Origin of the sequence: Actinoplanes lobatus, assembly GCF_014205215.1 — a bacterium.
GTDB classification, from domain to species: Bacteria; Actinomycetota; Actinomycetes; order Mycobacteriales; family Micromonosporaceae; genus Actinoplanes; species Actinoplanes lobatus.
In genome coordinates this window covers 4331458-4355740 of sequence record NZ_JACHNC010000001.1, presented here as the reverse complement: position 1 = coordinate 4355740, position 24283 = coordinate 4331458, and the positions used below count along the sequence as shown (strand labels likewise).

Sequence of the window (24283 nt, the reverse complement as noted above, 5' to 3'; positions counted from 1 at the left end):
ACGGTCACCAAGCGGCTTTCGTCATGCCGGACCCCTTTGCCGTCGCACCCCACAGCCGCGCGGAGACGTAGTCTCCCAGAAGATCGACCGTCGCATCACAGGCCCACCTCCCGCAGACCGGTGGCGGCCCGCCATTCGGCACGGGTGATCGCGTACTCCACCTCGCCCTCGCCGGAGCCCGGGATCGGCGGATAGTCCGGGAAGAAGGTCCGCACGTACCGTAGCCCGCACTTCTCCATCACCCGCCGGGAGCCGGTGTTCACCGTCATGGTCTGCGCGATGATCCGCTCCTGGCCGGCCGTCGCGAAGCCGTGCCGCACCAGCGCGGCGGCGCCCTCCGCGGCCAGGCCCCGCCGCCAGCACCGTCGCAGCAGCCGGTAGCCCAGCTCGGCCTCCCCCGGCCGTTCCGCCGGCGGCAGCATCATCACGCCGACGAACTCTCCGGTCCTCTCGGTCGCCAGCCAGTAGCCCAGCCCGTCCACCCGCCCACCCAGCTCCATGCGCTCCGCGTGACAGCCGGCCACCTCCTCACGGGTGCGGGCCCGGCCCTCGATGTAACGCAGCACCTCGGGATCGGCGTCGAGCTCCACCTCGTACTCGAGATGCTCGTCCGTCAGCGGGACCAGCACCATCCGCTCGGTGGTCAGCGTCGGTTGCGGCATCCGCCCACGATCACACAACGACCGCCGCCACGCGACGATGTTTCAGACCGGCGGGCGCTCGCGGGATGTTCTCCGTCACGCCCGCACGCTAGCCTTCCGCTCCGGACGTTCTACTTCCGGATTCGAGGGGTACGCCGATGCTGAGCCCGACCGCACGGGCGCTGATGGCCTACGAGGCGGTCCAGGGCGCTCCCGGGATCACCGCGGACCGGATCGCCGAACGGCTCGGCATCTCCGACCGGGCGGCCCGGCGCTACATCGCCATCCTGCGCGAGGCCGGGCTCCCCATCGAGTCCGTCCGCGGGCCCTACGGCGGATACAAGGTCGGTCGCGGCGCCCGGCCCGCCCCGCTGATCTTCACGCAGGCGGAGGCGCTCGGCCTGGTCATGGCGGTCCTCGACGGCCACCACGCGGCCGGCGACACAGCCGATCCGGTCGGCAGCGCCCTCGGCAAGATCGTCCGGGTGCTGCCGGAGAGCTTGGGCGCACAGGTCGAGGCGGTCCGGCGGACGGCCGCACCGGCCCCCGACCGCGGCGCCGCGCGGCCCGACCCCGAGATCACCAGCGGCCTGGTGCGGGCGTGCGCTCAGAATCTCCGGGTACGGGTCGGCTATCGCACCGAGGCCGGTTCGGAGTGGACGGCCGAAGTGGACCCGTGGGCCATCGTGGTGCGGCACGGGCGGTGGTATCTGCTGTGCCACTCCCATGCGGCGGGCGCGCGACGGGCGTACCGGATCGACCGGGTCACCGCCGTGGAGATCCTGCCCACCGGCTTCCGGCCGCCCGCCGACCTGGACCCGGTCGCCGTGCTCGACGCCCACCTGGCCGTCGGCTGGGAATTCCGCGCCGAGATCCTGATCGAGGCCCCGATCGCCGACATCCCCGCCTGGCTGAGCCCCGCCCTGGGCGCGCTGACCCCCGGCCCGGAGCCGGGCACCACCATCCTGACCGGCAGCACCAGCAACCCCCGCTGGTACGCCCAGCAGCTCACCGTCATCCCCGCCGACTACCGCATCGTCGACAGCCCGGAGATCCGCGACGCCGCCCGCCGGATCGCGGAACGCCTGCTCGCAGCCGCGCGGCCGAAAAATGTCGGGGGTGCCGCGTAGGGTCCGCGGCATACCGGTCCCCGCTGGAGAATCGAGGAACCATGGCCGTTCTCGAGTTGGCCCGCTTCACCATCGCCGAGGGCGCCGAGGAGCAACTGATCGCCGAGCGCCCCGCCATGCTGGCGGCGTTACGCCGCGGCTTCCCCGGCTGCCTGGCCGCCTACCTGAGCAAGGAGGAGGACGGCGGCTGGCTGGACGTCCTGGTCTGGCGCTCCCGGGAGGAGGCGGAGGCGTCGGCCCGCGAGATCGCCTCGATCCCCGAGTGTGCCGCCTGGTTCCGGCACATCACCGAGTCGGGCGGCATCCGCCACGCCGAGGTCGTCTCCGCCTGGCCCCCACCCGCCTGACCCGCCCTACCGGGCGGCCCGCCCGGTAGGCGCCGGCCACTGCGGAGGCTCAGCTCCGCCCCGCCGACCCGACTCCCACTCGTCTGCCGAGTCTCCACCCCCACGCGACCCGGACCCAGGGGCCGCGCCCCACCACTCGGACTCCCGCCCGGCGTCCGCACCCGCCTCCCGCTCAACGGCCGCGCTTCCACGCCCACCCACCCCAGACCCCGCGGCCGTCCCCCACCGTCCCGGCTCCCGCCCGACGGCCGCATCCGCCTGCCCACCAACCTCCCGCCCGACGGCCGCATCCGCCTGCCCACCAACCTCCCGCTCGACAGCCGCACCCCCACGCCCACCAGCCTCCCGCTCGACAGCCGCACCCCCACGCCCACGCACCCCAGACCCCGCGGCCGTCCCCCACCGTCCCGGCTCCCGCCCGACGGCCGCACCCGCCTGCCCACCAACCTCCCGCTCGACGGCTGCGGGCCCGTGCCCTCGCGCCTCGGGCACTGTGGTTCTGCCTCGCTGGGGTGGGGTCGGCTGGCGGCCCGCAGCCTGCCATCCACGCGAAGGACGAGGGGTGGGGACGGCGGTTTCACGCCGCGAAGAGCGAGTGCCGGAGTCTTCGCGCCGCGGGTCAGGGTCCGCGGGCACGCGGCTGGAGGCCCTGCTTCGCGGGCCGGGGTACTCGCTCCGTGAGCCGGGAGTCTCGCTTCGCGGGCCGGGATTCCCGCTCCGCAGGCCGGGGCTATCGCTTCGCGGGCCGGGATTCCCGCCTCGCGGGCCAGGGTGCTCGCCCCGCGGGGCAGGGATGTCGCTCGGTGTTTCCGGGTCGAGGAGGCTGCCGCCGCGGCGGTGGGATGGGCGTGGGTCGGAGACCGGGGCCTGGGGGTCGGCGAGGCGGCCGCTGAACCAGGCGGTGAAACCGGCCAGCCCCAGAGCGGCGGCTTCGAGGGCGAGGAGGCCGCCGTCGGCGGAGCGGTCGTGGCCCCGGACCCGCATCAGGGTGAGGACCGCGAAGACGATCAGTACACCGACGTCGAGAAGGAGGGCGAGGAAGAAGATCCGGGCGGCGGACGGGTCCGAGGCGCCGAAAGCGTCGACCGCGGCGGCCAGTGCGGCGAGCAGGCCACCGATGAGGCCGGCCACCAGGTTCCAGAAGGCGACCGTTCCGATCAGAGGGGGCGCGCCGAGCGTGGTGGCCAGGTCGAAGACGAACGCCATCCAGAACAGCCCGAGCGGGAACATCAGCAGTAGCGGCTGCACGCCTGACCCGGCGAGCCGGAGCCGGCTCTGGGTATGGCGTCTCCCTGTCATGCGCGCCTCTGTCACGCGGACCCCCTCCGCCCGGGTCGTGACCGGGCTGCGGCCGTGGCGGCTGGAGATCCGTATCTCCGGCCGGGAAATGGACCTTCCTCAGCCTGTGCGGGATTCGACCGGACCGGACCCTCCCTTGCGGGTGATTCGGGCTGCGGGCGGTAAAACCCCACGAGCCGGGCAGTGGCGCTCCAGATGGGGGCGCGGCTGTGGGGCGACCCTCAGGCCGAATCCTCCCAAAAGCCGCGACTCGCGCGTCCGATGATCACCCGGCCGTGGCATGCCGAGATCCGCAACCGGCGGACAGCGCAGTGCCAGAAAACAGAAACGGCCGGAAGACGGAAGGCCGAACGAAAGGCGCGAGCCAAACCACAGCCCGCGATCTTGGACGATTGACCACCGCAACCGGTAGAAAAACGTCCAAGATCGCGAGAGGGCGCCCGCGCCAGCAGGCACCGCGCCAGCCGCGGCGGCGGCGGTGCGGCGGCGGCGGTGCGGCGGCGGCGGTGCGGCGGCGGCGGCGGTGCGGCGGCGGCGGCGGTGCGGCGGCGGCGGCGGTGCGGCGGCGGCGGCGGCGGCGGCGGTGCGGCGGCGGCGGCGGTGCGGCGGCGGCGGCGGTGCGGCGGCGGCGGCGGCGGTGCGGCGGCGGCGGCGGTGCGGCGGCAGCGGCGGCGGCGGTGCGGCGGCGGCGGCGGTGCGGCGGCGGCGGTGGCGGCGGTGCGGCGGCGGCGGTGCGGCGGTGCGGCGGCAGCGGCGGTGCGGCGGTGGCGGCGGTGCGGCGGTGGCGGTGATGGCGGTGGCGGTGATGGCAGCAGCAGCGGTGGCGATCTTGGATCGATCGGCCACCGTAACCGCGCGGTCAATCATCGTCCATGATCTATTTCCGCTGAAAGACCTTGGGCTATCGGATACATCCGGGAGTCTTCTTCCTGGCTACCTACGGCCGAATCCGCAATCCCTCGCCAGCAGGACGCGCCACCCGGAGCGATCTTGAACGATTTGCCACCGCCTCGGGTGGCAAATCGTTCAAGATCGCACAACAGCGGCGTACAAAGCGGGCGAAACGGGCGCCCGTTTCCGGCGAAAGCCCCATTCTCGCCTAGCACGTAGGCGACCACGACACCGCCGCCGTGCGCGCACACCCTCACGTAAGCGCGACCACCCACACCGGGCGACCGGCGTGACGGCCGCGAGCAGGCAGCCCCCGCGCCTGGGAAGCCGAAGCGCAACCACCCACCCGGCGTAAGTGGCCGCAGGAGGGCTGAGTGGTCCCGCGGGACCACCGAGCTCCGCCCGGCGGGCGCGGCAAAGGCGAAAGTGGGCAGGAGATCGCGTGGCTGGGCGGGACGGGTCCGATGCGGTTGGGGACGGCGTCACGCGTACAAGATCAGTTGGGGGTGAAAAGGCCCTGGAGGCCCACGATGATCGCGATGATGCCGAAGACCGCGACCAGCAGCGCCGGCCCGGCGAGATCAGCCGGAGCGACCGCGACCGGCTCGGGTGAAGGCGAAGGCGAAGATGAAGGCGAAGGCGAAGACGAAGGTGAAGACGAAGGTGAAGACGAAGGCGAAGACGAAGGTGAAGACGAAGGTGAAGACGAAGGCGAAGACGAAGGTGAAGACGAAGGTGAAGACGAAGGTGAAGACGAAGGTACGGGGGCCGGGGCGGCCGGGGTGGTCACCGGTGCGGCCGGGACCAGGGGCTTGCGGCCGGTCAGGCGCTCCCAGGCCAGCAGGACGCCGACCGCGATCCCGACCACCTCGAAGTGGAACAGGTGCGGCCCGGAGAACAGGTGCACGATGAGGAAGTATCCTCCCGCGACCAGGGCGACGATCCCGGCGAGCCAGCGCCACGGGGCGATCCGCGCGGTGACCTTGGCGACGACCGGGAAGCGGCCGAGCAGGGGGATGGCGAGCAGCAGCCCGCCGACGATGTTCGCGATGTCGAGCAGCAGGGCCATCAGCATGGCGGAAGCTTATCTTGGAGCGCTCCCAAACGCATCGTGAGCCCATTGACTGTATAGATCCACGGCTATACGTTTCGGGATGTGCCCCTGCGGCGACGCACCCTCCTGGGAGCCGCCTCCCCGCTGCTTCTGTTCGATCCCCACCCGCCCCCACGCCCCCGCTGGACCCACACCTGGACCGCCGCTCCACAGCTCACCGAACCGTACGACCTGCCGCCGGAGCCGTTCACCGGCGACCGTTCCATGCTGGTGAACACCACCCTGCGCCAGACCGTGCGCCTGTCCCTGGGCGGGCGGCGGCTGCGGGTGCGGTTCTCCAACGCGTTCGGCACGACCGACCTGCCGATCACCGCGGCCGCCGTGGCTCTGCCGCGGGACGGCCGGGCCGGGGCGCCGGGCATCCAGCCGGGCAGCTCGCAGCGGTTGACGTTCGGGGGCCGGGCCGGCGTGACCGTGCCGCCGGGCGCGCAGATGATCTCCGACCCGGTCGATCTGCCGGTGGTCGCGGCGCAGAACCTGACGGTCACGGTTCACCTGTGGGAGGGGCAGGACGGGTCGGCGCTCACCTCGCATCCGGGTTCGCGTACCACCTCCTGGCTGATCGAGGGGGACCGGCTCGCGGACCCGGAGCTGCCGGGGGCCGTGCCGGTCAACCACTGGTACCTGCTCAGCGCGGTCGAGGTCACCGCGTCCGGCGCGGCCGGGCTGGTGGTGCTCGGCGACGCGCTGACCGACGGCCGCGGCTCCACCCTCAACGGCAACGACCGCTGGCCCGACCAGCTGCTGATCCGGCTGCGCCGCCCCGGCCTCGCGGTGCTCAACCAGGCGGCCCGCGGCAACCGGGTGCTGTGTGACGGCCTCGGCCCGAACGCCCTGGCCCGGCTGGATCGCGACGTGCTGACGGTCAGCGGCGCCCGGTGGCTGCTCGTCTTCGAGGGCGTCAACGACCTGGGCATGACGGCCGCCACCGAGCTGGCGCAACGCCGTGTGGTGGCCGGGCTGATCGGCGCGTACCAGCAGATCGCGCTGCGCGCGCAGGCGTGCGGTCTGCGGATCTTCGGGGCCACGCTCACGCCTTTCGGCGGCAACATCTACGACGACAAGGCGGGCGTACGGGAGACCGCCCGCCAGCAGGTGAACGCCGCGATCCGGGCCGGCCTGTTCGACGGCTGGGTGGACTTCGACGCGGCGGTACGCGATCCGGTCGCGCCCTGGCGACTGCTGCCGGTCTTCGACGCCGGCGACCACCTGCACCTGAACCCGCGCGGGTACGCCGCCCTGGCGGCCGCCGTGCCTAGCCGGCTCTTCGAAGCAGCGGCCGGGTGAGCCGGGTCGCGATCAGGGCCACCACGCAGAGCACGGCCAGACTCAGGAACCCGGCCCGGAACGAGCCGGTGGCGTCCTTGACGGCGCCCAGCGCGTACACGAGGGCGAAGCTGCCCAGGTTGGCGCAGAAGTTGCCGAAACCGCTGATCAGCCCGGCGTTGCCGGATCCGAGCACCTGCAACGGGAGGGCGAACAGCGGTCCGAAGTAGACCTGGATCGCCATCGAGATCAGCGCCACCACGCCGAGCACTCCCAGCATGCCGGGCACATAGGTGAGCAGCGTCAGGCCGACGGTCAGGACGGTCAGCGAACCGCCGATCACCAGCAGCGGCCGGTTGATCCGGTCGGACAGGTAGCCGCCCAGGTAGTTGACCGGCGCGCTGATCGCCGAGGCCAGCGCCGCGACCAGGCCGGCGGTGGCCAGCGACTGCCCGCGGTCGACCACCAGATAGGTGGGCAGCCAGAACGTGAAGCCCTGCGCCACGGCGAGCCGGGTGAACTGGATGACCCCGGTGAGCTGGATGATCCGCTGCCGGATCAGCCCCGGCAGGTCGGCGAACCGGACCGGGTCGCCGGGTTCCCGGCGCGGCGCGGCCCCGGCCAGGAACCGGTACAGCACCAGGGCCAGCAGCCCGAACCCGGAGAACAGCAGGAACAGCAGCCGCCACCCGAGCGGCCCGACCAGCAGCGGCCCGACCGCGCTGAGCAGCACGTTCGAGGAGAAGCCGCCGACCACGTACAGGCCCATGGCGGTGGCCCGCCGGCCGGGCGGGAACAACTGGGTCATCAGCAGCATGCCGGGGGTGAAGACCAGGGCGCGGAAGAAGCCGGCGAGCGCCTGATCGATCAACAGCAGGGGGTACGTGTCGAGCACAGCGAACAGGGCCGACAGGACGTTCAGGCCGAGCAGCCCGATGAGGAACAGCCGGCGCGGGGTGAACCGGTCGGCCAGGTATCCGGACGGCACCTGCATCAGGGCGTAGGTGAGGTTGCTCGCGGCGGCCAGCGTGCCCGCCTCGGTGAAGCTCAGCCCCAGGTCGGTACGGATCAGCGGCAGGAACAGCCCGATCCCGCCGAAGATCAGCCCGATCGTGCTCTGGCAGACGACCAGCAGCGTGATGAGCGGGCGGCGCCGGGCGGTGTCGGTGACAGTCACCCGCGGATCGTAGGCGGCTGACCACAGGCATCGACGAACTGTCGCCGGGTCCTTGCCGGTTGTGCCCGGTGGGCGCACGATGATCGGCATGACGGCGGGAAACCTACGTCCGGGCGCGGTGCCGCCGATGGTCGGGTATGACCGTGACAGCCGTGACGCGGGCCTCGGCCGGTAGCGCCGCGCTCGCCGCCGTGCATGCGGCGCGGGCCGCGGAACTGGACGATCTCGAGGACTGGGTCGGCCGCGACCCCGCCGCCCGGGCCGCCCGGGCCGCCGAGGTCGAACAGGAGGCGGTCGCCGACGGAGATCCGGTCTCCCGGATGCGGGCCCGGCTGATCCAGGCCGACGCCGCCGAACGCTCCGGTGACCTGAGAGCCGCCGCCAAGGAGATGTGGCTGATCAACGAGTGGGCCCATGAACACGGCAACCGCTACCTGATCGCCCGCAGCCACCTGCTGCTCGGCCGCACCTTCCGCAACCTCGGTGACGTCGCCGCGCTTCTGGAGCACGCGGTCGCCGCGGTCGAGGCCCTGGAGGACAGCGTCCCGGCCCGTCGCCGGCTGCCCTACGTGGTCAAGTACGCCGACGCGCTCACCGAGACCGGCTCGATCGACGCGGCCCGGGAACGCTACCAACAGGCCGAGGAGCTGGCCCGGCACAGCACGGACATCCGCGACCAGATCATGGTGCTGAACAATCACGCGTACGCCGAATACCTGGCCGGCGAACCGGACCGGGCCTGGGCGGTGGTCCAGCGGATGTGCACCACCGCCGTCGCGGGCGGGCACCGGCTCGACCCGAACGACCTGGACACGGTGGCCAGCGTGCAGATCGCGCTGGGGCAGCACGCCGAGGCGGAACAGACCGTTCTGGCCGCGATCGGCGGATATCCGGACGGCCCGCAGGAGGCCGACTCGCTGCCCGAGTTCCTGCTCACCCTGGCGGTCACCCGCCGGCTACAGGGCGATCTCGCCGCCGCCCAGCACACCCTGGACGCGTGCCGGGACCAGTGCGAGGCGCACGAGCACGGCGAGATCCTGGTTCGGGTGATGCAGGAGCAGGCGGAGCTGCACGGCGCTGCCGGTGACTACGAGCGGGCCTTCGCCGAGCACAAGCGGTTCCACGCGGCTGAGCGGGAGGTGCTCTCCGCGGCCAGGGAGGCGCAGGCCCGCAACCGGCAGGCGCTCTTCGAGGTCAACGAGGCCCGGCAGGAGGCGGAACGGTTCCGTGAGCAGGCGCGCCGTGATCCGCTGACCGGGCTGCGCAACCGCCGCTACGTGGACGAGCAACTGCCCGGACTGATCGAGCAGACGTTGCGGACCGGGGATTCGCTCTGGGCCGCATTGCTCGATCTGGACCACTTCAAACAGGTCAATGACCGGTGTACGCACGAGGCCGGGGACCGGGTGCTGATCGACGTGGCCCGGCTGCTGACCGAGATGGAACCGTCGGCGGGGTTCGCCGCCCGCCTCGGCGGGGAGGAGTTCCTGCTGGTCATCACCGGGATGGACGGCTCACAGGCGACCGAGTACCTGGATCGGGTGCGGGCGGCGGTGGCCGACCATCCGTGGGGGCCGGTTACCGGGGAACTGCCGGTGACGGTGAGTATCGGAGCGGACGCGGTCGCTCCGGGCGCCGGGCAGGCGGAGCTGCTGGCCCGGGCGGACGCCCAGCTCTATGCGGCCAAGCGGGCCGGGCGGAACCGGGTCTGTGTGGGGTTCGGACTAACGTCTACCCATGCCTGACAGCATCGACGTACCCGGTTACCTGGCCCGGCTGGGCCTGTCCGAGCTGGCCGGTCACGAGCCGGGTGTGGCGGCGCTCGGCGCCCTGCACCGGGCGCACGCGGAACGGGTGCCCTACGAATGCCTGGAGATCCACATCGGGCGGCCCACCACGGTCTGCCCGACCGAGTCGGCGGCCCGGATCGTGGCCGGTCGCGGCGGCTACTGCTTCCATCTCAACGGGGCCTTCTCGGCGCTGCTGCGGGCGCTCGGCTACCAGGTCACCCGGCATGTCGGCGGCGTGCAGGGCAACCAGACGCTGCCCGCCGGGGCGTCCGCCAACCACCTGGTGCTGACCGTCTCCGGCCTGCCGTCGGACGCCTGCCCGGATGGCGTCTGGCTGGTCGACCTGGGCATGGGCGACGGCCTGCACGGCCCGCTTCCGCTGATCGCGGGCGATCATGCGGACGGCCCGTTCCGGTACGCGCTGCGCCCGTCCGAGGCCGAGCCGGGCGGCTGGCGGTTCGACCACGATCCGCGCGGCAGCTTCCTCGGCATGGACTTCCGCGCGGAACCGGCCCGGATGTCGGAGTTCCGGGCGAAGCACGAGGAGCTGTCCACCTCGCCGGAGTCCGGTTTCGTCCGCACCCCGGCGGTCTGCCGGCGTGACGCCACCGGCTTCGACGTGCTGCGCGCCCGCACCCTGACCCGGACCGAGGCCGAGCCGGTCCCCACCGAACTGAACAGCCCGGACGACTACTTCGGCGCCCTGGACGAGGTGTTCGGCATCACCCTGCCCGCCGAGGACCGGGCGATCCTGTGGGCCTCGGCCACCCGGGCCCACGAGGCCTGGCTGGAGTCACGGGCGTAACCGGGCGCCCGGGCCCGGGCGGGGCTGGATCTCGCGGTGGTCGGTGAGGTGGTGGCCGTCCGCACAGTGCGCCTCCAGGTGCAGGTCGGCGCCGCAGTCGCGGTGGGCGTAGCGGATCGGTGGGCCCTCCGGGTCGGCCAGGTAGCGGTTGCCCCACTCGGCCAGGGCGATCAGCACCGGGTAGAGGTCGAAGCCCTTGGGGGTGAGCCGGTACTCGTGCCGGACCCGGGCGCCCGGCTCCTGGTAGGGCTCGCGCCGGAGCACCCCGTGCTCCACCAGGCCGGCCAGCCGGTTGGTGAGCACCTGGCGGGGGATGCCGGTGCGGGTGCGCATGTCCTCGAACCGGCGGACCCCGGTGAAGATCTCGCGCAGCACCACGAGGGTCCACTTCTCGCCGAGCACGCCCATCGCCCGCTCGATGGTGCAGTTGTCGAACGACCAGTCCAGCGGGGAGGGTGCAGTCATGTGAGCCAGGCTAAGTCTCGTTGACAGACGCAGCAAGCCTCTGCAAGCCTGCATCCATGACGCAGACTCAGGATGCCACCCGTACCCGTACGTTCGGCTGGTCCGACCCCGCGGAGCACGCGCATCTGCTGGGCCGGCGCAGCGGGCTGGAGATCCTGCGGGCCATGGCCACCGGCGAGCTCCCGCCGCCGCCGGTCATGCACCTCATCGACGGCGAGGGCATGCACGTCGAGGAGGGCACGGTGACCCTCACGCTGGAGCCGCGGGAGTTCCACTACAACCCGCTCGGCAGCGTGCACGGCGGGATCCTGTCGACGCTGCTCGACACCGCGGCCGCCTGCTCGGTGCACAGCACCCTCCCGGCCGGGGTCGGCTACACCAGCATGGATCTCAACGTGAAGTTCCTGCGCCCGGCCACCATCGCGTCCGGCAAGCTCACCTGCACCGGGACCGTGCTCCAGCGCGGCCGGCGGACCGCGCTCGCCGAGGCCCGGATCACCGACGCGGCCGGCCGTCTCATCGCCCACGCCACGTCCAGCTGCATGATCTTCGAGCTGCCCGCCTGATTCTTCTGTCTTTTGAACCATCATCAGATCGACGTGTCCTGATCACGACGGAGTCTTGGCGGGGGCCACTCGCGAGAGCACGATGACCGGCGTCCCTCTTGCGAGATAGGAGACGTCTGATGCTTACGCTCCACCGTCGCACCCTGTTCACCGCCGGTGGCGCCATCGCCGGATCGATGGCGCTCCCGCATACCGCCTCGGCGGACACAGGTCACTCGCCGGACCCGCTGGCTTCACTGCTGGCCGGAAACCGGCGGTTCGCCGCCGGACGCGCCCGGCATCCTCGCCAGAGTCCCGCCCGGGTGCGCGAGGTCGCCGCCGGGCAGCATCCGTTCGCGGTCATCCTGGGCTGCGCGGACTCCCGGCTCGCCCCGGAGATCCTCTTCGACCAGGGGATCGGTGACCTCTTCGACAACCGGGTCGCCGGCAACCTGGTCGACGACATCCTGCTCGGCAGCATCGAGTACGCGGTGGAGGAGTTCGTCCCGCCGGTGATCATGGTGCTCGGGCACGAGCGCTGCGGGGCGATCTCGGCCACCCTGAACGCGATCCGCACCGGCGCCGAGGTGCCCGGCCACATCGCGGCCATCGTGGACGCGCTGCGCGGAATCGTCGAGCCCTATGTGGACGACCCGGACGGCCTCGAGAAGGCGGTCCGGGCCAACGTGTACGCCCAGGCCGAGGCACTCGTCGAGCAGAGCGGGATCGTCCACGAGGCGGTGGAGAGCGGCGCGACGATCGTGGTCGGCGCCCGCTACGACCTGGACTCCGGACTGGTGACGCTGGTCGACTGATCACCCGGCGTGGATGGCCGCCACCCAGCCGAGAAGTTCGGTCTGCGCCGCCGTCAGGGTGGCGGCCGGGATCGAGGCCGTGTCGGAGGCGTTGACGACAAGCGCCACGTGCACCGATCCGTCCCCCTCCAGCAGCAGCCGCCGGGCCGTCGTCGCGCCGGACTCGCCCGCGACCGCGATCGGGCCGCTCGCCGTCAGCCCGCTCCGGGTGCCCAGGTCGGAGACCACCACGGTGCGGGCCGACGGGAACGAGCCGGGCAGGTGCAACTCGGTCGGCGCGCCGAGCGGGGCGGACGGGCCACGCCACACCAGTACGCCGTACTGGCGGCCGGCGACCAGCCCGGCGATCGCCGGCAGCCGGGACGGGACGGTCAGCCACGCCTGCTGGCGGCCGGCGCCCGCGTACCCGTCGCGGGCCAGGTCCTCGTAGGCGAACGCGATCGTGCTCCCGGCCACGGCGGTGGGGAAGAGGCGGTCCAGCACCCGCCGGTCCAGTCGGAGTGCTCCGTTCGCGTACACCGAATGGTCTTCGCCGTTCCATGCGTCCCCGGTGGTCTGGATCTTGTCGGGGTTGCCGTTCATCGCCTCGCTGTGCCGGCCGCTGTAGACGTCCCAGTGCCACTGCGTCGCCGACAGCACCGGGCCGGACCCGGTCGTGCCGTTCCAGAACGAGGCGCCGGACAGCCGGGAATCGAGGCCCTGATACATGGCCCGGACCATCCACGGGGTACGGCCACTGCTGCCGGTTCCGGAGAGCGCGTTGCCGAACTCGGACACGAACGGTGTGGTGCCCAGCGCGGTCGCCCGGTCCCGGATGCGGTTCATGGCGGCGCTGTACGTCCCGTCGCCGGCCGCGGTCGGGTCCAGCGTCATCCGGCCGCCGTCGTAGTAGTGGCTGTTGAACACGTACCGGGACCCGGGCGGCGGGATCGTGGTGAACCCGCCCGCCTCACCGAACTGGGTGTTCCAGAACACCAGCGGTTCGGCGTACAGCGGTTGCGCGGCCCAGCCGGTCTCGTCCATCACGGCACGGAACCGCTGGTAGAACGGCATCAGCAGGGTCGCCTCCCAGGTCGTGCCGGACGCGCCGTCGAGGCCGCCGTCGAACGGCTCGTTGAACGGGTCGACGCCCAGGACCATGGTGGGGTCCAGGTTGGCGCGGAAGTAGGTGAGAGCGGCCCGTGCCTGCGCCAGGTAGGCGTCCTGTACCCCGTACCGGTTGTGCCAGAAATCGTGGGCGGCCGCCCGGACCGCCCCGTTGGTGAGCATGTTCTGCCCCCACAGGATGCAGATGCCGCACGACTCGTCCGGATAGGTGCCGGCGTCGATCACCCACTTCGGGGCGCCGTCGCCGGTGTACCAGCTGTCCGGGTCGAACAGGTACGACGAGTAGAGGTCCTGGTGGTAGTCGATCAGCACCCGGATGCCGCGGTCGGTGAACTCCCGCATCTGCGCGGCGGCCCGGGCCAGGTAGGCGGTGTCGATCCGGTCCCGGGCCGGCTGCACGCCCTCCCAGCTGATCAGGAAGCGGATCGCGTTGGCGCCGGTGAGCTCGCGCATCGCGGTGGCCGCGGCGGCCGCGCCGGCGGTGTCGCGGAACGGCAGCAGGCCGTTCTCGTACAGCTTGGTGCCGCCGGAGACGTTGAAGCCGCGGAGCACGATTTCCCGCCCGTACGCGTCGGTGAACGCCGGAGCGGCGGCCGAGGCGGGTTGCGCCGGCGCCACCACACCGACCATGACCAGCAGGAGTGTCACGAAGAAGGCCCGCATGTATCGACGGTAATCACTCGTTCACAATCGGCATACCCCCGCGATAACAGCGGCGCATGGCACTATTTCGACCCATGACGGCCGAAGCTTTCCGCGCGTTCATCGCCTCCGGGTGGGCGCCCCGCGAAACCACCCCGGCGCCCCGGGCCGACGTCGCCGGCCCAGCAGCCCGCCGCCGTGCCGCACTGGCCGGGAGATTCCCCGGCGAGCGGCTGGTCATCCCGGCCGGCGGGCTCAAGGTGCGCAGCAACGACACCGACTACCCGTACCGGCCGCACACCGCCTTCGCCCACCTCACCGGGCTGGGCGCGGCCGCCGAACCGGACAGCGTGCTCGTCCTCGACGACGGGCGGGCCACCCTCTACTTCCGGCCGCTCGCCCCGCGCGACAGCAGCGAGTTCTACGCCGACATGCGGTACGGCGAATTCTGGGTCGGCCCGCGGCCCACCATCGAGGAGATCGAATCGCGCTACGGCATCGCCGCGGCCCACCTCGACGCCCTCCCGGACGTGCTCGCCAAGGACGCCGACCCGGCCCGGCTGCGGGTCGTCCGGTCGGCCGATGCGGCGGTGGCACGGCTCGTCGACAAACTGCGGGTCGACGGCCCGGCCGTCCTGCCCGGCGCCGACGACGAACTGGACCGGCAGCTGTCCGAGATGCGGCTGGTCAAGGACGAGTGGGAGATCGGCGAGATGCGCGCCGCGATCGCCGCCACCCACCGCGGCTTCGAGGCGATCATCGCGGCCCTGCCCGAGGCGATCACGACCGGCCGCGGTGAGCGCTGGATCGAGGGGATCTTCGGGCTGCACGCCCGCCACCAGGGCAACAGCGTCGGGTACGACTCGATCTGCGCGGCCGGTGACCACGCCAACACCATCCACTGGATCCGCAACACCGGAGAGGTCCGCCCGGACGACCTGATCCTGATCGACGCCGGCGTCGAACTGGACTCGCTGTTCACCGCCGACATCACCCGCACCCTGCCGGCCGGCGGCCGGTTCAGCGGCCCGCAGCGGGAGATCTACCAGGCCGTCCTCGACGCACAGGAGGCCGGACTGGCCGCCGTCCGGCCGGGCAACCAATTCCGGGACATCCACGCGGCCGCCACCCGGGTGATCGCCGAACGCGTACACGGATGGGGTCTGCTGCCCGCCGGGGTGACCGTCGACCAGACGCTGGACCCGGAATCCGGCGGCTGGCACCGCCGCTGGATGGTCCACGGCACCTCACACCACCTCGGCATGGACGTGCACGACTGCGGCCAGCTGCGCCGCGAGGACTACGTGGGCGGCGAACTGCGGCCCGGCATGATCCTCACCGTCGAGCCCGGTCTCTACTTCAAGGCCGACGACCTGCTCGCGCCCGCGGAGTTCCGTGGCATCGGCGTCCGGATCGAGGACAACGTGCTGGTCACCGAGGACGGCCACGAGAACCTGTCGGCGGCGATGCCGCGCACCGCCGCCGACGTGGAGTCCTGGCTCAGCTCGGCTTCCGGGTGACCAGGCAGCCGCCCGACTTCCCGACCTTGCGCAGGCCGGCCAGGTCGCCGGCGCCCCAGACCGCCTTCTTCGACGTCACCGTGTGGTACATGATCTGGCTGCGGTCGTTCTGCTTCGGGTGGGCCAGGCCGACCGCGTGCCCGATCTCGTGCATCAGCACCGCCCCGGTGGTGCCGCCGCGGTGCGCCCCGAAACCGCGGGCCATCCCCTTCAGCCCGGTCGCGTTGAGCACCACGGCGCCCTCGACCAGCATCAGCGCGTCACCGCCGGACTTCGTCCAGGCGGCCTGCCACGAGCCGCCGCCCATGCCCAGCGCCCCGGCCTTGGCCGGCAGCCAGGTGCTGTGCTTGCCGGGAGTGGCCCAGGCGATCACGATCTCGGTGCCGGCCGGGTACTTCCCGTTGAACCCCTTCTTCGCCTGCGGGATCACCGAGGTCGTCCCGGCGTACCGGAAGGTCAGCCCGGTGGCCGAGCCGACCCGGGCGAACGCGGTCTTCACCTCGGCGAGCGAGTTCTTCGGCGCGCGGGCCAGATTCACCCGGTAGTCGATGGGGCCGGCACACGGATTCCAGCGGGCGACCAGGCGGTCGCCGTTCGACTGGCTCATGAACGCGTACGACCGGGCGCTCCCGGCAGCGGCCAGCGCCACCCCGGGCTGGGCCACCACCAGCGACGACACCGCGGCGAGCAGGACGAGAACACGCTTCATGAGGGATCCGTTCCGATCGAAGGGAGGACCCATTCTGTGATCGGGACGGGTGACCCCTCCGGTCGCCGCAGGGTGCGGAACGGTTGCGGTGCTCAGCGGTGGGCGTACCTCTTCTTCGGCTTCTTCTGCTGGTAGAGGCGTGCGTCGGCGACCGCATAGAGCGAGTCGAAGTCCCCGCCGTCCACGTCGAGGACGGCGACACCGATGCTGGCGCCGGTCCGGGCGGCCAGTCGCTCCCGCAGCCGGTCCGCCACGGCGTACGGGTCCGTGCCGTCGTCCACGAGGGCCACGAACTCGTCACCGCCCAGCCGGCCGACCACGTCGACCTCGGCCCTCAGGGTCAGGGCCACCCAGCGCAGCAACTGATCGCCGGCCGCGTGCCCCTCCGTGTCGTTGACCGCCTTGAAATCGTCCAGATCCAGGACCAGCAGCGCGGCGCCCCGGCCGGTCCGGCGGGCATCGGCCACCTCCGCGGCGAACCGCTCGTCGAACCCGCGCCGGTTCAGCACCTCGGTCAGCACGTCCACCCGGGACAGCCTGGTGAGCATCCGCCGCTGCCGGGCACTCGCCTGGCCCTGCACCGCACACGCCACCGCGGCCGTCGCCGTACCCAACAGCTGAATCGCCAGATACCACCCGCCCGGATCGCCGACAAGCGCGCCGACCAGCATCCACATGGCCCCCGCCACGACCGCGATCGGTCCCGTCACCTCCGGGCGCATCCCCAGCACCAGCAACGGGATCGACAGCAGCACGCCGACACCGAGCGGCTGATCCACACCGCCGTCCAGGGTGGCGACCGCCGCGCAGCTCAGGAAAGAACTCGCCGCGAACGCCAGCATCAGCGGCCGGGCCAGCCGCGACCGGCTCAGCCAGTCGGCGCGGGCCACCACGGCCAGCCCGGTCAGGAAACCCCACACCGAGAGCGCCACCATGCCGGTACGGTGCGGGTGGTCGGACGCGAACAGGGCGATGTAGAGCATCGCCACACAGGTCTGGGTGATCGACATCCAGCCCGGATCGGCGATCGAATGACGGCGGCGTTCCAGTGCCGTCACCGACCGGGCCGGCCGCGCCGACCGGACACCGGTACGCGCCCCGGCAACCGCCTCGGCACTCGGCGCACACCGGTCCCGGGACGCCTTGTCCCGGTAGAGCCGCTGGTCGGCGATGTGCACCAGGCCGGCCAGGTCGGTGGCGTCGGTCGGGAAGGTGGCGTGACCCAGGCTGGCCGGCGCGCACGCCCGCAGCCGCTCCCGGAGCCGGTCCACCACCAGGGCCGCGGACTCCGCGTCGGTGTCCGGCAGCAGCACCGCGAACTCGTCACCGCCCTGCCGGCCCACCACGTCGTGCGCCCGCAACTCGGCGCGCAGCTCCTGCCCCGTCCAGGCCAGCAACTCGTCACCGGCCCGGTGGCCGAGCGTGTCGTTGACCTCCTTGAAACGGTCCAGGTCGAGCAGGATCCCGGTGAGCGGGCGACCGGTGCGCTCCGCCTCGGTCAGCGCGGCGGCAGCCCGCTCGTCGAAGCCGCGCCGGTTCAGGCAGCCGGTCAGCGGATCGGTGCGGGAACTGTCGGCCAGCCGCCGCCGCAGCGACGCCAGCACCGCCGAATGCCGCAGGCACAACACCGCCACGCAGGCGAAACCCAGCGCGTGGACCAGCGGATAACCCGCCGCCGGCGGCGTCTCACCAAAGATCACAAGCGAGGCGTACGCGAGAGCACCGGCCGTGGCCGGCACCAGAAACGCCCGCGGCGGCACGACGATCGCCAGCAGCACCACCGACAACGGCACGAACGTGCCCAGCGGGCCGGCCACCCCACCGTCCAACAGTCCGAGAGCCGCGGCCCCCGCCAGGTTGACGATCGACCCCGCCGTCTGGATCACGATCCACCAGCGGGACCGCGCGATCCACCCGGCCATCACCCACCCGGCCAGCGCGAACCCGGTCATCACGGCCGCCAGCAGCAGCATCGGCCCACGGCCGCCGTCGTTCCAGGTGCCGATCGCGTAGGCCCCGGCCAGCACCGCGGGCACCGCGCCGTAGAGGGTGGAGGCCCGCACCGACTGCCGTCGCGACCGTTGCCCGGCCCCCAGGGAATTGCGCCTGCCCACGCGTCACCTCCCCCGGCCGGCTCCTGACCGGGCTCCCATCGGCCCACCCCATCCCCACCTGAGCCTTCCGCCCGGCCTTCCCCGCCCGGCCTCCCCCCGTCTCCCACCGCCCGGGTGGCGACTGCAGGCGCCGCCCCGCGATCTTGAACGCTTTCCCACCGATTTCGGTGGCCAGTCGCCCAAGATCGCGCGCCGCGGAGGCGCGCCCGGCCAGGTGCCCGCCATCCCGCCAAGCGCTTCCGCGATCTTGAACACCTCACCACCGGCTACGGTGGCCAATCGTCCAAGATCACCACCACCACCGCCACCACCGCCGCCACCACCACCACCGCCGCCGCCGCCGCGGCTGGCGCGGCTGGCACGGCTGGCGCGGCTGGCGCGGGCGCCCTCCCGCGATCTTGGACGCTCTTCTACCGGTTGCGGTGGCCAGTCGCCCAAGATCGCCGCCACCGCCACCGCCACCGCCACCGCCACCGCCACCGCGGCGGCGGCTGGCACGGTGCATGCTGGCGCGGGCGGCCTCCCGCGATCTTGGATGTTCTTCTACCGGTTGCGGTGGTCAATCGTCCAAGATCGCGGGTCGCGGAGGCGCACACGGGCAGGTGCCCGCCATCCCGCCAAGCGCTTCCGCGATCTTGAACGCCTCACCACCGGCTACGGTGGCCAATCGTCCAAGATCGCCACCACCGCCGCCACCACCGCCGCGGCTGGCGCGGCTGGCACGGCTGGCACGGGCGCCCTCCCGCGATCTTGGACGCTCTTCTACCGGTTGCGGTGGCCAGTCGCCCAAGATCGTCGCCACCGCCACCGCCACCGCGGCGGCGGCTGGCACGGTGCATGCTGGCGCGGGCGCCCTCCCGCGATCTTGGATGTTCTTCTACCGGTTGCGGTGGTCAATCGTCCAAGATCGTGGGCTGTGGGGGCGCGCCCGCTGCTTCTATCTTCCGCAAGAGCCGGTGAGCGGGGTTTCATGCTCACGCGGAGTTCCGGCCCGTCGGGTTTTCGGAGGTGAGTGCGCACGAAAGCCGCAAAGTGGGCAACCGTCACGGCGATAGACGGCGTGGGCGCACACGGCCGCCGCTTTGTGCGCCCAGCCCCTTGCACCGCCCGCGCCCACCGCTACCGGCGCTTCGGCGGTGAGTGGGCAGCCGGGTGCATGGGAAGCACAACAGCAACCACCAACCTGCCGGGAGCGGGAGCGGGAGCGGGAGCGGGAGCGGGAGCGGGAGCGGGAGCGGGAGCGGGAGCGGGAGCGGGAGCGGGAGCGGGAGCGGGAGCGGGAGCGGGAGCGGGAGCGGCGGCAGCGGCGGCAGCGGCGGCAGCGGCGGCAGCGGCGGCAGCGGCGGCAGCGGCGGCAGCGAGTGGGCAGCCCGGGCGCATGGGAAGCCATAACAGTGGCCGCCGGCTGGAGGGTGAGCGGCGGCAAGGGCGGGAGTGGGCAGAAGGCCGGCCTGCGGGACCACCCCGTCTGAGCCCGGTGGACGCGGCAAAGGCGGGAGTGGGCAGCGGGCTCGCGTGGCTGGGCGGAACGGACCTGAAAGGGCGGGACGGCGTCACACGTACCGGGAACGGGGTTGATCTAGGGGCCGGGCGGCAACTCGTGCTGGACGGTCTCCGGGGCCGGGCCGCCGATGCCCTGGAGTTCGGGCGGCGGCACGAAGCCGGGCGGCCACGGCTTGCCGAACATCGCCCCGCACAGGGTGACGGTCGCCCAGGGCACCCACGGGCCGCGCAGCATGATCGGCTGGGAGCCCTCGAAGTGCAGGGCCACCGAGTACTGCATCGGGCTCGGTTCGATCATCAGCAGGTGTTCGAGTTCGTAGCTGGACCACTGCTCGATCATCAGCAGCACCCGCCGGTTCGTGATGATCGCCGGGAAGCGGCCCCACGGTCGCCACTGCGGGCGGGACGCCTCTTCGGCCTTGCGCCGCTGGTTCGCGTGGTAGGCGGCGCCGGCGGCCATCGCGGCGGCGGTGAACAGCAGGCCGCCGGAGGCGTAGGTGCCGCCCGAGTACGAGTAGTCGGCGCCGCAGTAGAGGCTCACGTCCACGGGCAGCGTGCCGTACTGTTCCTCGCCCGGCCGGCACATGATCGTCGGTTGCACCGGCTGGACAGTCCGGCCCGCGTTCAGGTGCTCGATCATCCCGACCATCGACTTCCAGCCGGCGGCGATCTGCTCCGCCTCCTGCTGCTGAATCTCCCGGAAACCAGGCATTGCATCCCCCTTGCTCGGCCGCCAGCCTGGCAGGTACAGAGTGGTCTGAACAGGGGCAGACCACGTCCGAGTGCCGAAACTGTCCGTTGTGGGTCTTCGGTGTGGACGATGTCCTGAGTGCACATCGCTTGATCGGGTACTGACGGACAGAACATCCGTCGATAGCGTGGGACCGTGTCTGACGAGCGGGAAAGGTTCAGGGAGGATCGGCGCAGCGCCGCCGACCGGGAGCGGGCCCTGGCCCGGGGCGGCGAAGAGCGCGGCGAGGGCCGGCCGGTTCCGGTCCACCGGCCGGGTGCGATCGAGTTCTTTCCGGCGGTCGACCCCGAGGAGGCGTGGAACCGGCTGAACCCGGAGGTCCGCGGCGTGCTCGCCCGGCGGGCCGGGCAGCCGCTGGAACGCTGGGCACGGGTCGACGACGGCCTGGTCACCGCCATTCTGCTGGGCGACCGGGCGCTGGTGAAGGCCACCCCGAACGGGCGTAGCCACGAGTTCACCGAGCTGATCCCGCTGAGCCCGGAGACCGCCCTCCTGAAGGAGATCACCGAGACTTCCGGCGGGGGCCGCACTCGAACGGCCGGCGGCGGGGTGGAGCGGATGCCCGGCTCCCCCGTGCTGGACCGGATGTCCCAGGAACTGCGGGACTTCCTCGGCCACCTGCCCGAACAGGCGCAACGGCTGATGCAGAAACCGTTCCGGGACGCGGCCGGACCACCCCGCGGCGAGCGGGAGATCTTCCAGTGGGAGACGGCCGTCCAGCGTGACTGGAAGGTGTTCGGCTACCTGCACGACGACCGGTGGGCGACGGTTGTGGCCGGTTCCGGGGTGCTGCGCGGCGAGGCGGCCACCTGGCGGCTGAACTGCCGCCGGTTCCGGGTCCGCAAGTGACCGGCCGGTTCCGGGATCTGCACGGGCACGACCCGTACCAGGTGCTCGGCGTGGCCCCGACCGCGTCCCGGCAGGAGATCGGCCGGGCCCGGCGGGACCGCCAGCGCGAGGCGCACCCGGACGGCGGGGCGGGTGACGGCGACCGGGCCAAGCTGATCAACACGGCGGCGGACATCCTGCTCGACGACGCACTGCGGCGGGAGTACGACAACTCGCGCGTCCCGGGGCCGCCGCCGCCCACGTACACGTCGCCGTACCACTACCACGTGCCGCCGCCGTCCGGTGGTGGCGCGCTCAACACCCTGCTGATCACCCTCGCCGTCGTGACCCTCGTATGCTTCGTCGGCTGCCTGCTCGGGCTCATGGGGGCCGGCCGCTGAAACTGTCCGGTTGACGCCACTCATCCAACGATGACGGCGAATGAGGGGAGCCTGGGTCGTCATGGACGTTCTTGTGGTGGGTGGCGGCATCGCCGGCCTGGCCATGGCCCGGGCGCTGCGCCGCCGGGACGTGCCGGTCACCGTCGCCGAGCGCGGCGACAGCGACACCGGCGGCCTGGCGATCAACCTGCCCGGTAACGCCGTGACCGCTTTCGCCGCCCTCGGCCTCGCCGACGGTCTGCAGAAGCTGGGCCGTACCACCCACCGGAGGGAGTACCGTTCGGCCCGCGACCGGCTGCTCTTCGCCGTCGACGAGGACGCGTTCTGGGGCCCGGAGGCGCGGCCCCGCTGCGTGCGGCGCTCCGATCTGCTGGCCCTGCTGGCCGACGGCCTGGACGCCCCGGTCCGGCGGCCACTCACGGTGACCGCGGTCCGGCCGGTGCCGGGCGGCGCCGAGGCGACCTTCGGCGACGGCGCCCGCCAGACCTTCGGCTTCGCCGCCGGCGCCGACGGCGTCCACTCGGTCGTTCGCGCCACCGCGATGCCGGCCGGCGCCACCGGCACGCAGACCGCCCTGCTCAGCGCCGCTAGCTGGCGTTTCATGGCGACCAACCCGGGCGTCGACTGCTGGACGGTCTGGTCCGGCAGGGGCGGCGCGTTCCTGCTGATCCCGGTCGACGACGACACCGTCTACGGGTACGCCTCAGCCACCGGCGGCGGCGCGGTGAGCGCCGACGCGTCCTGGCTCCAGAACACGTTCGGTGACTATCCGCCGCCGGTCCGCCGGGTTCTGGACGGGCTGACCGATCTCTACCATTCCCCGGTCGAGGAGGTCCGCACCGGCACGTGGGCCTCCGGCAACTGCGTGCTGATCGGCGACGCGGCCCACGCCACCGCCCCCGTCTGGGCGCAGGGCGCGGCTCTGGCCATCGAGGACGGACTGGTCCTGGCCGACCTGCTCGCCGACGGCGACTGGGACGGCGCGGGCGCCCGCTACGAACAGCTGCGCCGGGAGCGGGTCACCCACGTACAGGCCGCCACCGACCGCTTCTCCCGGGCCGCCGCCCTGCCGGTCTGGCTACGTGACCGGCTGCTCCCCCGGATCGGCCCGCGCACCTACCACGCCACCTACGACCCGCTCCGCCACCCGTTCCCCACCCCTTAGATCAACCCCGTTCCCGGTACGGGCTACAACGTCCCCCACCGCATCCAGCACGTCCCGTAGCGCACCGCGAGCCGGGTGCGTGGTCCCGCCCGCGAGGCGCCGCCGGGCGAAGATCGGTGGTCCGGGGAGGAGGATCAACCGGCCGTGGTGAGGTAACCCGCCGTGAGTGCGGCGACGACCAGCGGCACCGCGATCCGCCACGCGCCGTCCTGGCAGAGCCATCGCAACCCGGCCGCGATCACCATGAGCACGATGAGGCCGACGGCCGACGCGACGCCGAGCAGCGGGACGGCCAGCCCGGCGGCCACGCCGATGCTGCCGGCGATGAGCAGGGCGGAGAACTTCCGGTACTCCCCCAGCGAGACCCCGAAGTGGTACGCCGCGGCGAGCTGCTCCTCGCGCGCGGCGGCGAGGCGGGCCAGGCCCTGGACGCCGAAGAAGACGATGACGATGCCGGCGAGCACGGTGTTCACGAGGTCACTCCGAACGGACGGCGACAAACTGCACAGGCACGTGCAGGTTAGGCCGGACGCCGGACGAGGCGCAACGGGTTGTGACGCGGCTCGCGGACCGGGCCTCAGGCCGGGCGCAACGGCTCGCGGGCCCGGCGGATGGCCTCCTCGGCGTCCGCCGGGGTGAGTCCGGCGGCGACCAGGAGCCCGGCCGTGGAGCGGGTGCCGTCGTCGGCCCACAGCTCGTCGTTGACCGCCCGCATCATGGCCAGCGTCATGGCCTGGAGCGCGACGCTGAGCACCGGCAGCGGCAGGTGGGTGGCGAACCGGCCCTGTTCCCGGCCCCGGACCAGCAGCTGATAGCTCTGTTCGGCGATCGGGTGGAGCAGGTCGCGCAGCCCGGCCATGCCGAGGCCGGTCTCGGCGAGGGAGATCAGCAGGCGGTACTGCTCGCCGGCCGCCCACACGGTGAGGGCGAAGTCGGCGAGCGCCACCTCCGGTTCGAGGGCGGCCCGGTCGGTGACCGCGAGCGCGTCCAGCAGGTCGGTCGCGCACCGGTCGGCGAGCCCGGCCAGGAGGGCGTCCCGGTTGGGGAAGTGGGCGTAGACGGTGCGGCGGACCACGCCGGCGGCCTGGGCCAGGTCGTCCATACTGGCCGCGGGCTGGCGGGCGAGCAGTGTCCGGGCCGCCCGCAGGATCCGGTCCCGGTTCTCCTCGGCGTCGCGCCGCCGGCCTCTCTCACTCACCGCCGGACTATCGCACATCGACTCTTGACGTTCCCGCTGTGAGCGCTAACACTCTGGCAA

General features: G+C 72.5%; 24 protein-coding genes. 12 read left to right on the top strand and 12 right to left on the bottom strand.

The window, feature by feature from the left end; all coding sequences use genetic code 11:
- Positions 1 to 95 precede the first annotated feature (95 nt).
- Entirely contained in the window at positions 96 to 662 is a 567-nt protein-coding gene (locus tag BJ964_RS20185) for a GNAT family N-acetyltransferase (RefSeq protein ID WP_188122111.1), read from the bottom strand.
- 137 nt (positions 663 to 799) lie between these two features.
- On the opposite strand from BJ964_RS20185, the gene BJ964_RS20180 reads away from it, so the two are divergent.
- Together BJ964_RS20180 and BJ964_RS20175 are read left to right on the top strand one after the other, a co-directional pair.
- On the top strand, positions 800 to 1771 hold the full coding sequence (locus BJ964_RS20180) for a helix-turn-helix transcriptional regulator (RefSeq protein WP_188122110.1): 972 nt from the start codon (positions 800 to 802) through the stop codon (positions 1769 to 1771).
- A 41-nt stretch (positions 1772 to 1812) separates the two neighbouring features.
- Positions 1813 to 2118, top strand: a complete 306-nt coding sequence (locus tag BJ964_RS20175) for an antibiotic biosynthesis monooxygenase (RefSeq protein WP_188122109.1) — start codon at positions 1813 to 1815, stop codon at positions 2116 to 2118.
- A gap of 6 nt (positions 2119 to 2124) precedes the next feature.
- Here BJ964_RS20175 and BJ964_RS20170 read toward each other — a convergent pair whose 3' ends face one another.
- From BJ964_RS20170 to BJ964_RS20160, 3 genes are all read right to left on the bottom strand, one after another.
- Entirely contained in the window at positions 2125 to 3324 is a 1200-nt protein-coding gene (locus tag BJ964_RS20170) for a DUF2231 domain-containing protein (RefSeq protein WP_229807374.1), read from the bottom strand.
- A gap of 192 nt (positions 3325 to 3516) precedes the next feature.
- The gene (locus BJ964_RS20165) at positions 3517 to 4284 is read right to left on the bottom strand and encodes a hypothetical protein (protein ID WP_188122107.1); all 768 of its coding nucleotides are present in this window, start codon (positions 4282 to 4284) and stop codon (positions 3517 to 3519) included.
- 520 nt (positions 4285 to 4804) lie between these two features.
- The gene (locus BJ964_RS20160) at positions 4805 to 5383 is read right to left on the bottom strand and encodes a hypothetical protein (RefSeq protein ID WP_188127578.1); all 579 of its coding nucleotides are present in this window, start codon (positions 5381 to 5383) and stop codon (positions 4805 to 4807) included.
- Between the two features lie 81 nt (positions 5384 to 5464).
- Between BJ964_RS20160 and BJ964_RS20155 the strand changes: the two genes are divergently transcribed.
- Positions 5465 to 6709 carry an SGNH/GDSL hydrolase family protein gene (locus BJ964_RS20155; protein ID WP_229807370.1) on the top strand — a complete coding sequence of 415 codons (1245 nt, stop codon included), beginning with the start codon at positions 5465 to 5467 and terminating at the stop codon, positions 6707 to 6709.
- Here BJ964_RS20155 and BJ964_RS20150 read toward each other — a convergent pair.
- A complete protein-coding gene (locus tag BJ964_RS20150) occupies positions 6678 to 7865 on the bottom strand; it encodes an MFS transporter (protein ID WP_229807369.1) in 1188 nt (395 codons plus the stop codon). The two genes, BJ964_RS20155 and BJ964_RS20150, sit on opposite strands and share 32 nt — an antisense overlap.
- 143 nt (positions 7866 to 8008) lie before the next feature.
- Between BJ964_RS20150 and BJ964_RS49120 the strand changes: the two genes are divergently transcribed.
- Complete coding sequence (locus BJ964_RS49120) at positions 8009 to 9610, top strand: tetratricopeptide repeat-containing diguanylate cyclase (RefSeq protein WP_188122105.1); 1602 nt, start codon at positions 8009 to 8011, stop codon at positions 9608 to 9610.
- Positions 9603 to 10460 (top strand): arylamine N-acetyltransferase family protein, encoded by an 858-nt coding sequence (locus BJ964_RS20140; protein ID WP_188122104.1) that lies wholly within the window; start codon positions 9603 to 9605, stop codon positions 10458 to 10460. The genes BJ964_RS49120 and BJ964_RS20140 overlap by 8 nt, the downstream gene beginning before the upstream one ends.
- On the opposite strand, the gene BJ964_RS20135 is transcribed toward BJ964_RS20140, so the two are convergent.
- A complete protein-coding gene (locus tag BJ964_RS20135; protein WP_188122103.1) occupies positions 10449 to 10925 on the bottom strand; it encodes a winged helix-turn-helix transcriptional regulator in 477 nt (158 codons plus the stop codon). The genes BJ964_RS20140 and BJ964_RS20135 overlap by 12 nt on opposite strands.
- A gap of 56 nt (positions 10926 to 10981) precedes the next feature.
- Here BJ964_RS20135 and BJ964_RS20130 point away from each other — a divergent pair, with 56 nt between their 5' ends.
- On the top strand, positions 10982 to 11491 hold the full coding sequence (locus tag BJ964_RS20130; RefSeq protein ID WP_188122102.1) for a PaaI family thioesterase: 510 nt from the start codon (positions 10982 to 10984) through the stop codon (positions 11489 to 11491).
- Positions 11492 to 11610: 119 nt separating this feature from the next.
- The gene (locus BJ964_RS20125; RefSeq protein WP_188122101.1) at positions 11611 to 12285 is read left to right on the top strand and encodes a carbonic anhydrase; all 675 of its coding nucleotides are present in this window, start codon (positions 11611 to 11613) and stop codon (positions 12283 to 12285) included.
- Here BJ964_RS20125 and BJ964_RS20120 read toward each other — a convergent pair whose 3' ends face one another.
- Entirely contained in the window at positions 12286 to 14055 is a 1770-nt protein-coding gene (locus BJ964_RS20120; RefSeq protein ID WP_188122100.1) for a cellulase family glycosylhydrolase, read from the bottom strand.
- A gap of 56 nt (positions 14056 to 14111) precedes the next feature.
- Here BJ964_RS20120 and BJ964_RS20115 point away from each other — a divergent pair, with 56 nt between their 5' ends.
- Positions 14112 to 15554: an aminopeptidase P family protein gene (locus tag BJ964_RS20115; protein WP_188122099.1), complete on the top strand. Its 1443-nt coding sequence runs from the start codon at positions 14112 to 14114 to the stop codon at positions 15552 to 15554.
- Here the strand turns inward: BJ964_RS20115 and BJ964_RS20110 are convergent.
- Both BJ964_RS20110 and BJ964_RS20105 read right to left on the bottom strand, forming a co-directional pair.
- Positions 15535 to 16263, bottom strand: coding sequence for a matrixin family metalloprotease (locus BJ964_RS20110; protein ID WP_188122098.1), 729 nt, complete (start codon positions 16261 to 16263; stop codon positions 15535 to 15537). The genes BJ964_RS20115 and BJ964_RS20110 overlap by 20 nt on opposite strands.
- A 92-nt stretch (positions 16264 to 16355) precedes the next feature.
- Positions 16356 to 18377 carry a diguanylate cyclase gene (locus tag BJ964_RS20105; protein ID WP_188122097.1) on the bottom strand — a complete coding sequence of 674 codons (2022 nt, stop codon included), beginning with the start codon at positions 18375 to 18377 and terminating at the stop codon, positions 16356 to 16358.
- Between the two features lie 1136 nt (positions 18378 to 19513).
- Here BJ964_RS20105 and BJ964_RS20100 point away from each other — a divergent pair.
- Entirely contained in the window at positions 19514 to 19849 is a 336-nt protein-coding gene (locus BJ964_RS20100) for a hypothetical protein (RefSeq protein WP_188122096.1), read from the top strand.
- 107 nt (positions 19850 to 19956) lie between these two features.
- Here BJ964_RS20100 and BJ964_RS20095 read toward each other — a convergent pair whose 3' ends face one another.
- Positions 19957 to 20592 carry a hypothetical protein gene (locus BJ964_RS20095; RefSeq protein ID WP_188122095.1) on the bottom strand — a complete coding sequence of 212 codons (636 nt, stop codon included), beginning with the start codon at positions 20590 to 20592 and terminating at the stop codon, positions 19957 to 19959.
- Between the two features lie 174 nt (positions 20593 to 20766).
- Here BJ964_RS20095 and BJ964_RS20090 point away from each other — a divergent pair, with 174 nt between their 5' ends.
- The 3 genes from BJ964_RS20090 to BJ964_RS20080 all read left to right on the top strand — a co-directional run bounded on the left by BJ964_RS20090 (position 20767) and on the right by BJ964_RS20080 (position 23025).
- Complete coding sequence (locus tag BJ964_RS20090) at positions 20767 to 21480, top strand: hypothetical protein (RefSeq protein ID WP_188122094.1); 714 nt, start codon at positions 20767 to 20769, stop codon at positions 21478 to 21480.
- A complete protein-coding gene (locus tag BJ964_RS20085) occupies positions 21477 to 21860 on the top strand; it encodes a J domain-containing protein (RefSeq protein ID WP_188122093.1) in 384 nt (127 codons plus the stop codon). The genes BJ964_RS20090 and BJ964_RS20085 overlap by 4 nt, the downstream gene beginning before the upstream one ends.
- A 61-nt stretch (positions 21861 to 21921) precedes the next feature.
- On the top strand, positions 21922 to 23025 hold the full coding sequence (locus BJ964_RS20080; RefSeq protein ID WP_188122092.1) for an FAD-dependent monooxygenase: 1104 nt from the start codon (positions 21922 to 21924) through the stop codon (positions 23023 to 23025).
- 134 nt (positions 23026 to 23159) lie between these two features.
- Here the strand turns inward: BJ964_RS20080 and BJ964_RS20075 are convergent, their stop codons facing one another.
- Together BJ964_RS20075 and BJ964_RS20070 are read right to left on the bottom strand one after the other, a co-directional pair.
- Positions 23160 to 23498, bottom strand: coding sequence for a DoxX family protein (locus tag BJ964_RS20075; RefSeq protein ID WP_188122091.1), 339 nt, complete (start codon positions 23496 to 23498; stop codon positions 23160 to 23162).
- Positions 23499 to 23602: 104 nt separating this feature from the next.
- On the bottom strand, positions 23603 to 24223 hold the full coding sequence (locus tag BJ964_RS20070) for a TetR/AcrR family transcriptional regulator (RefSeq protein ID WP_229807367.1): 621 nt from the start codon (positions 24221 to 24223) through the stop codon (positions 23603 to 23605).
- Positions 24224 to 24283 lie beyond the last annotated feature (60 nt).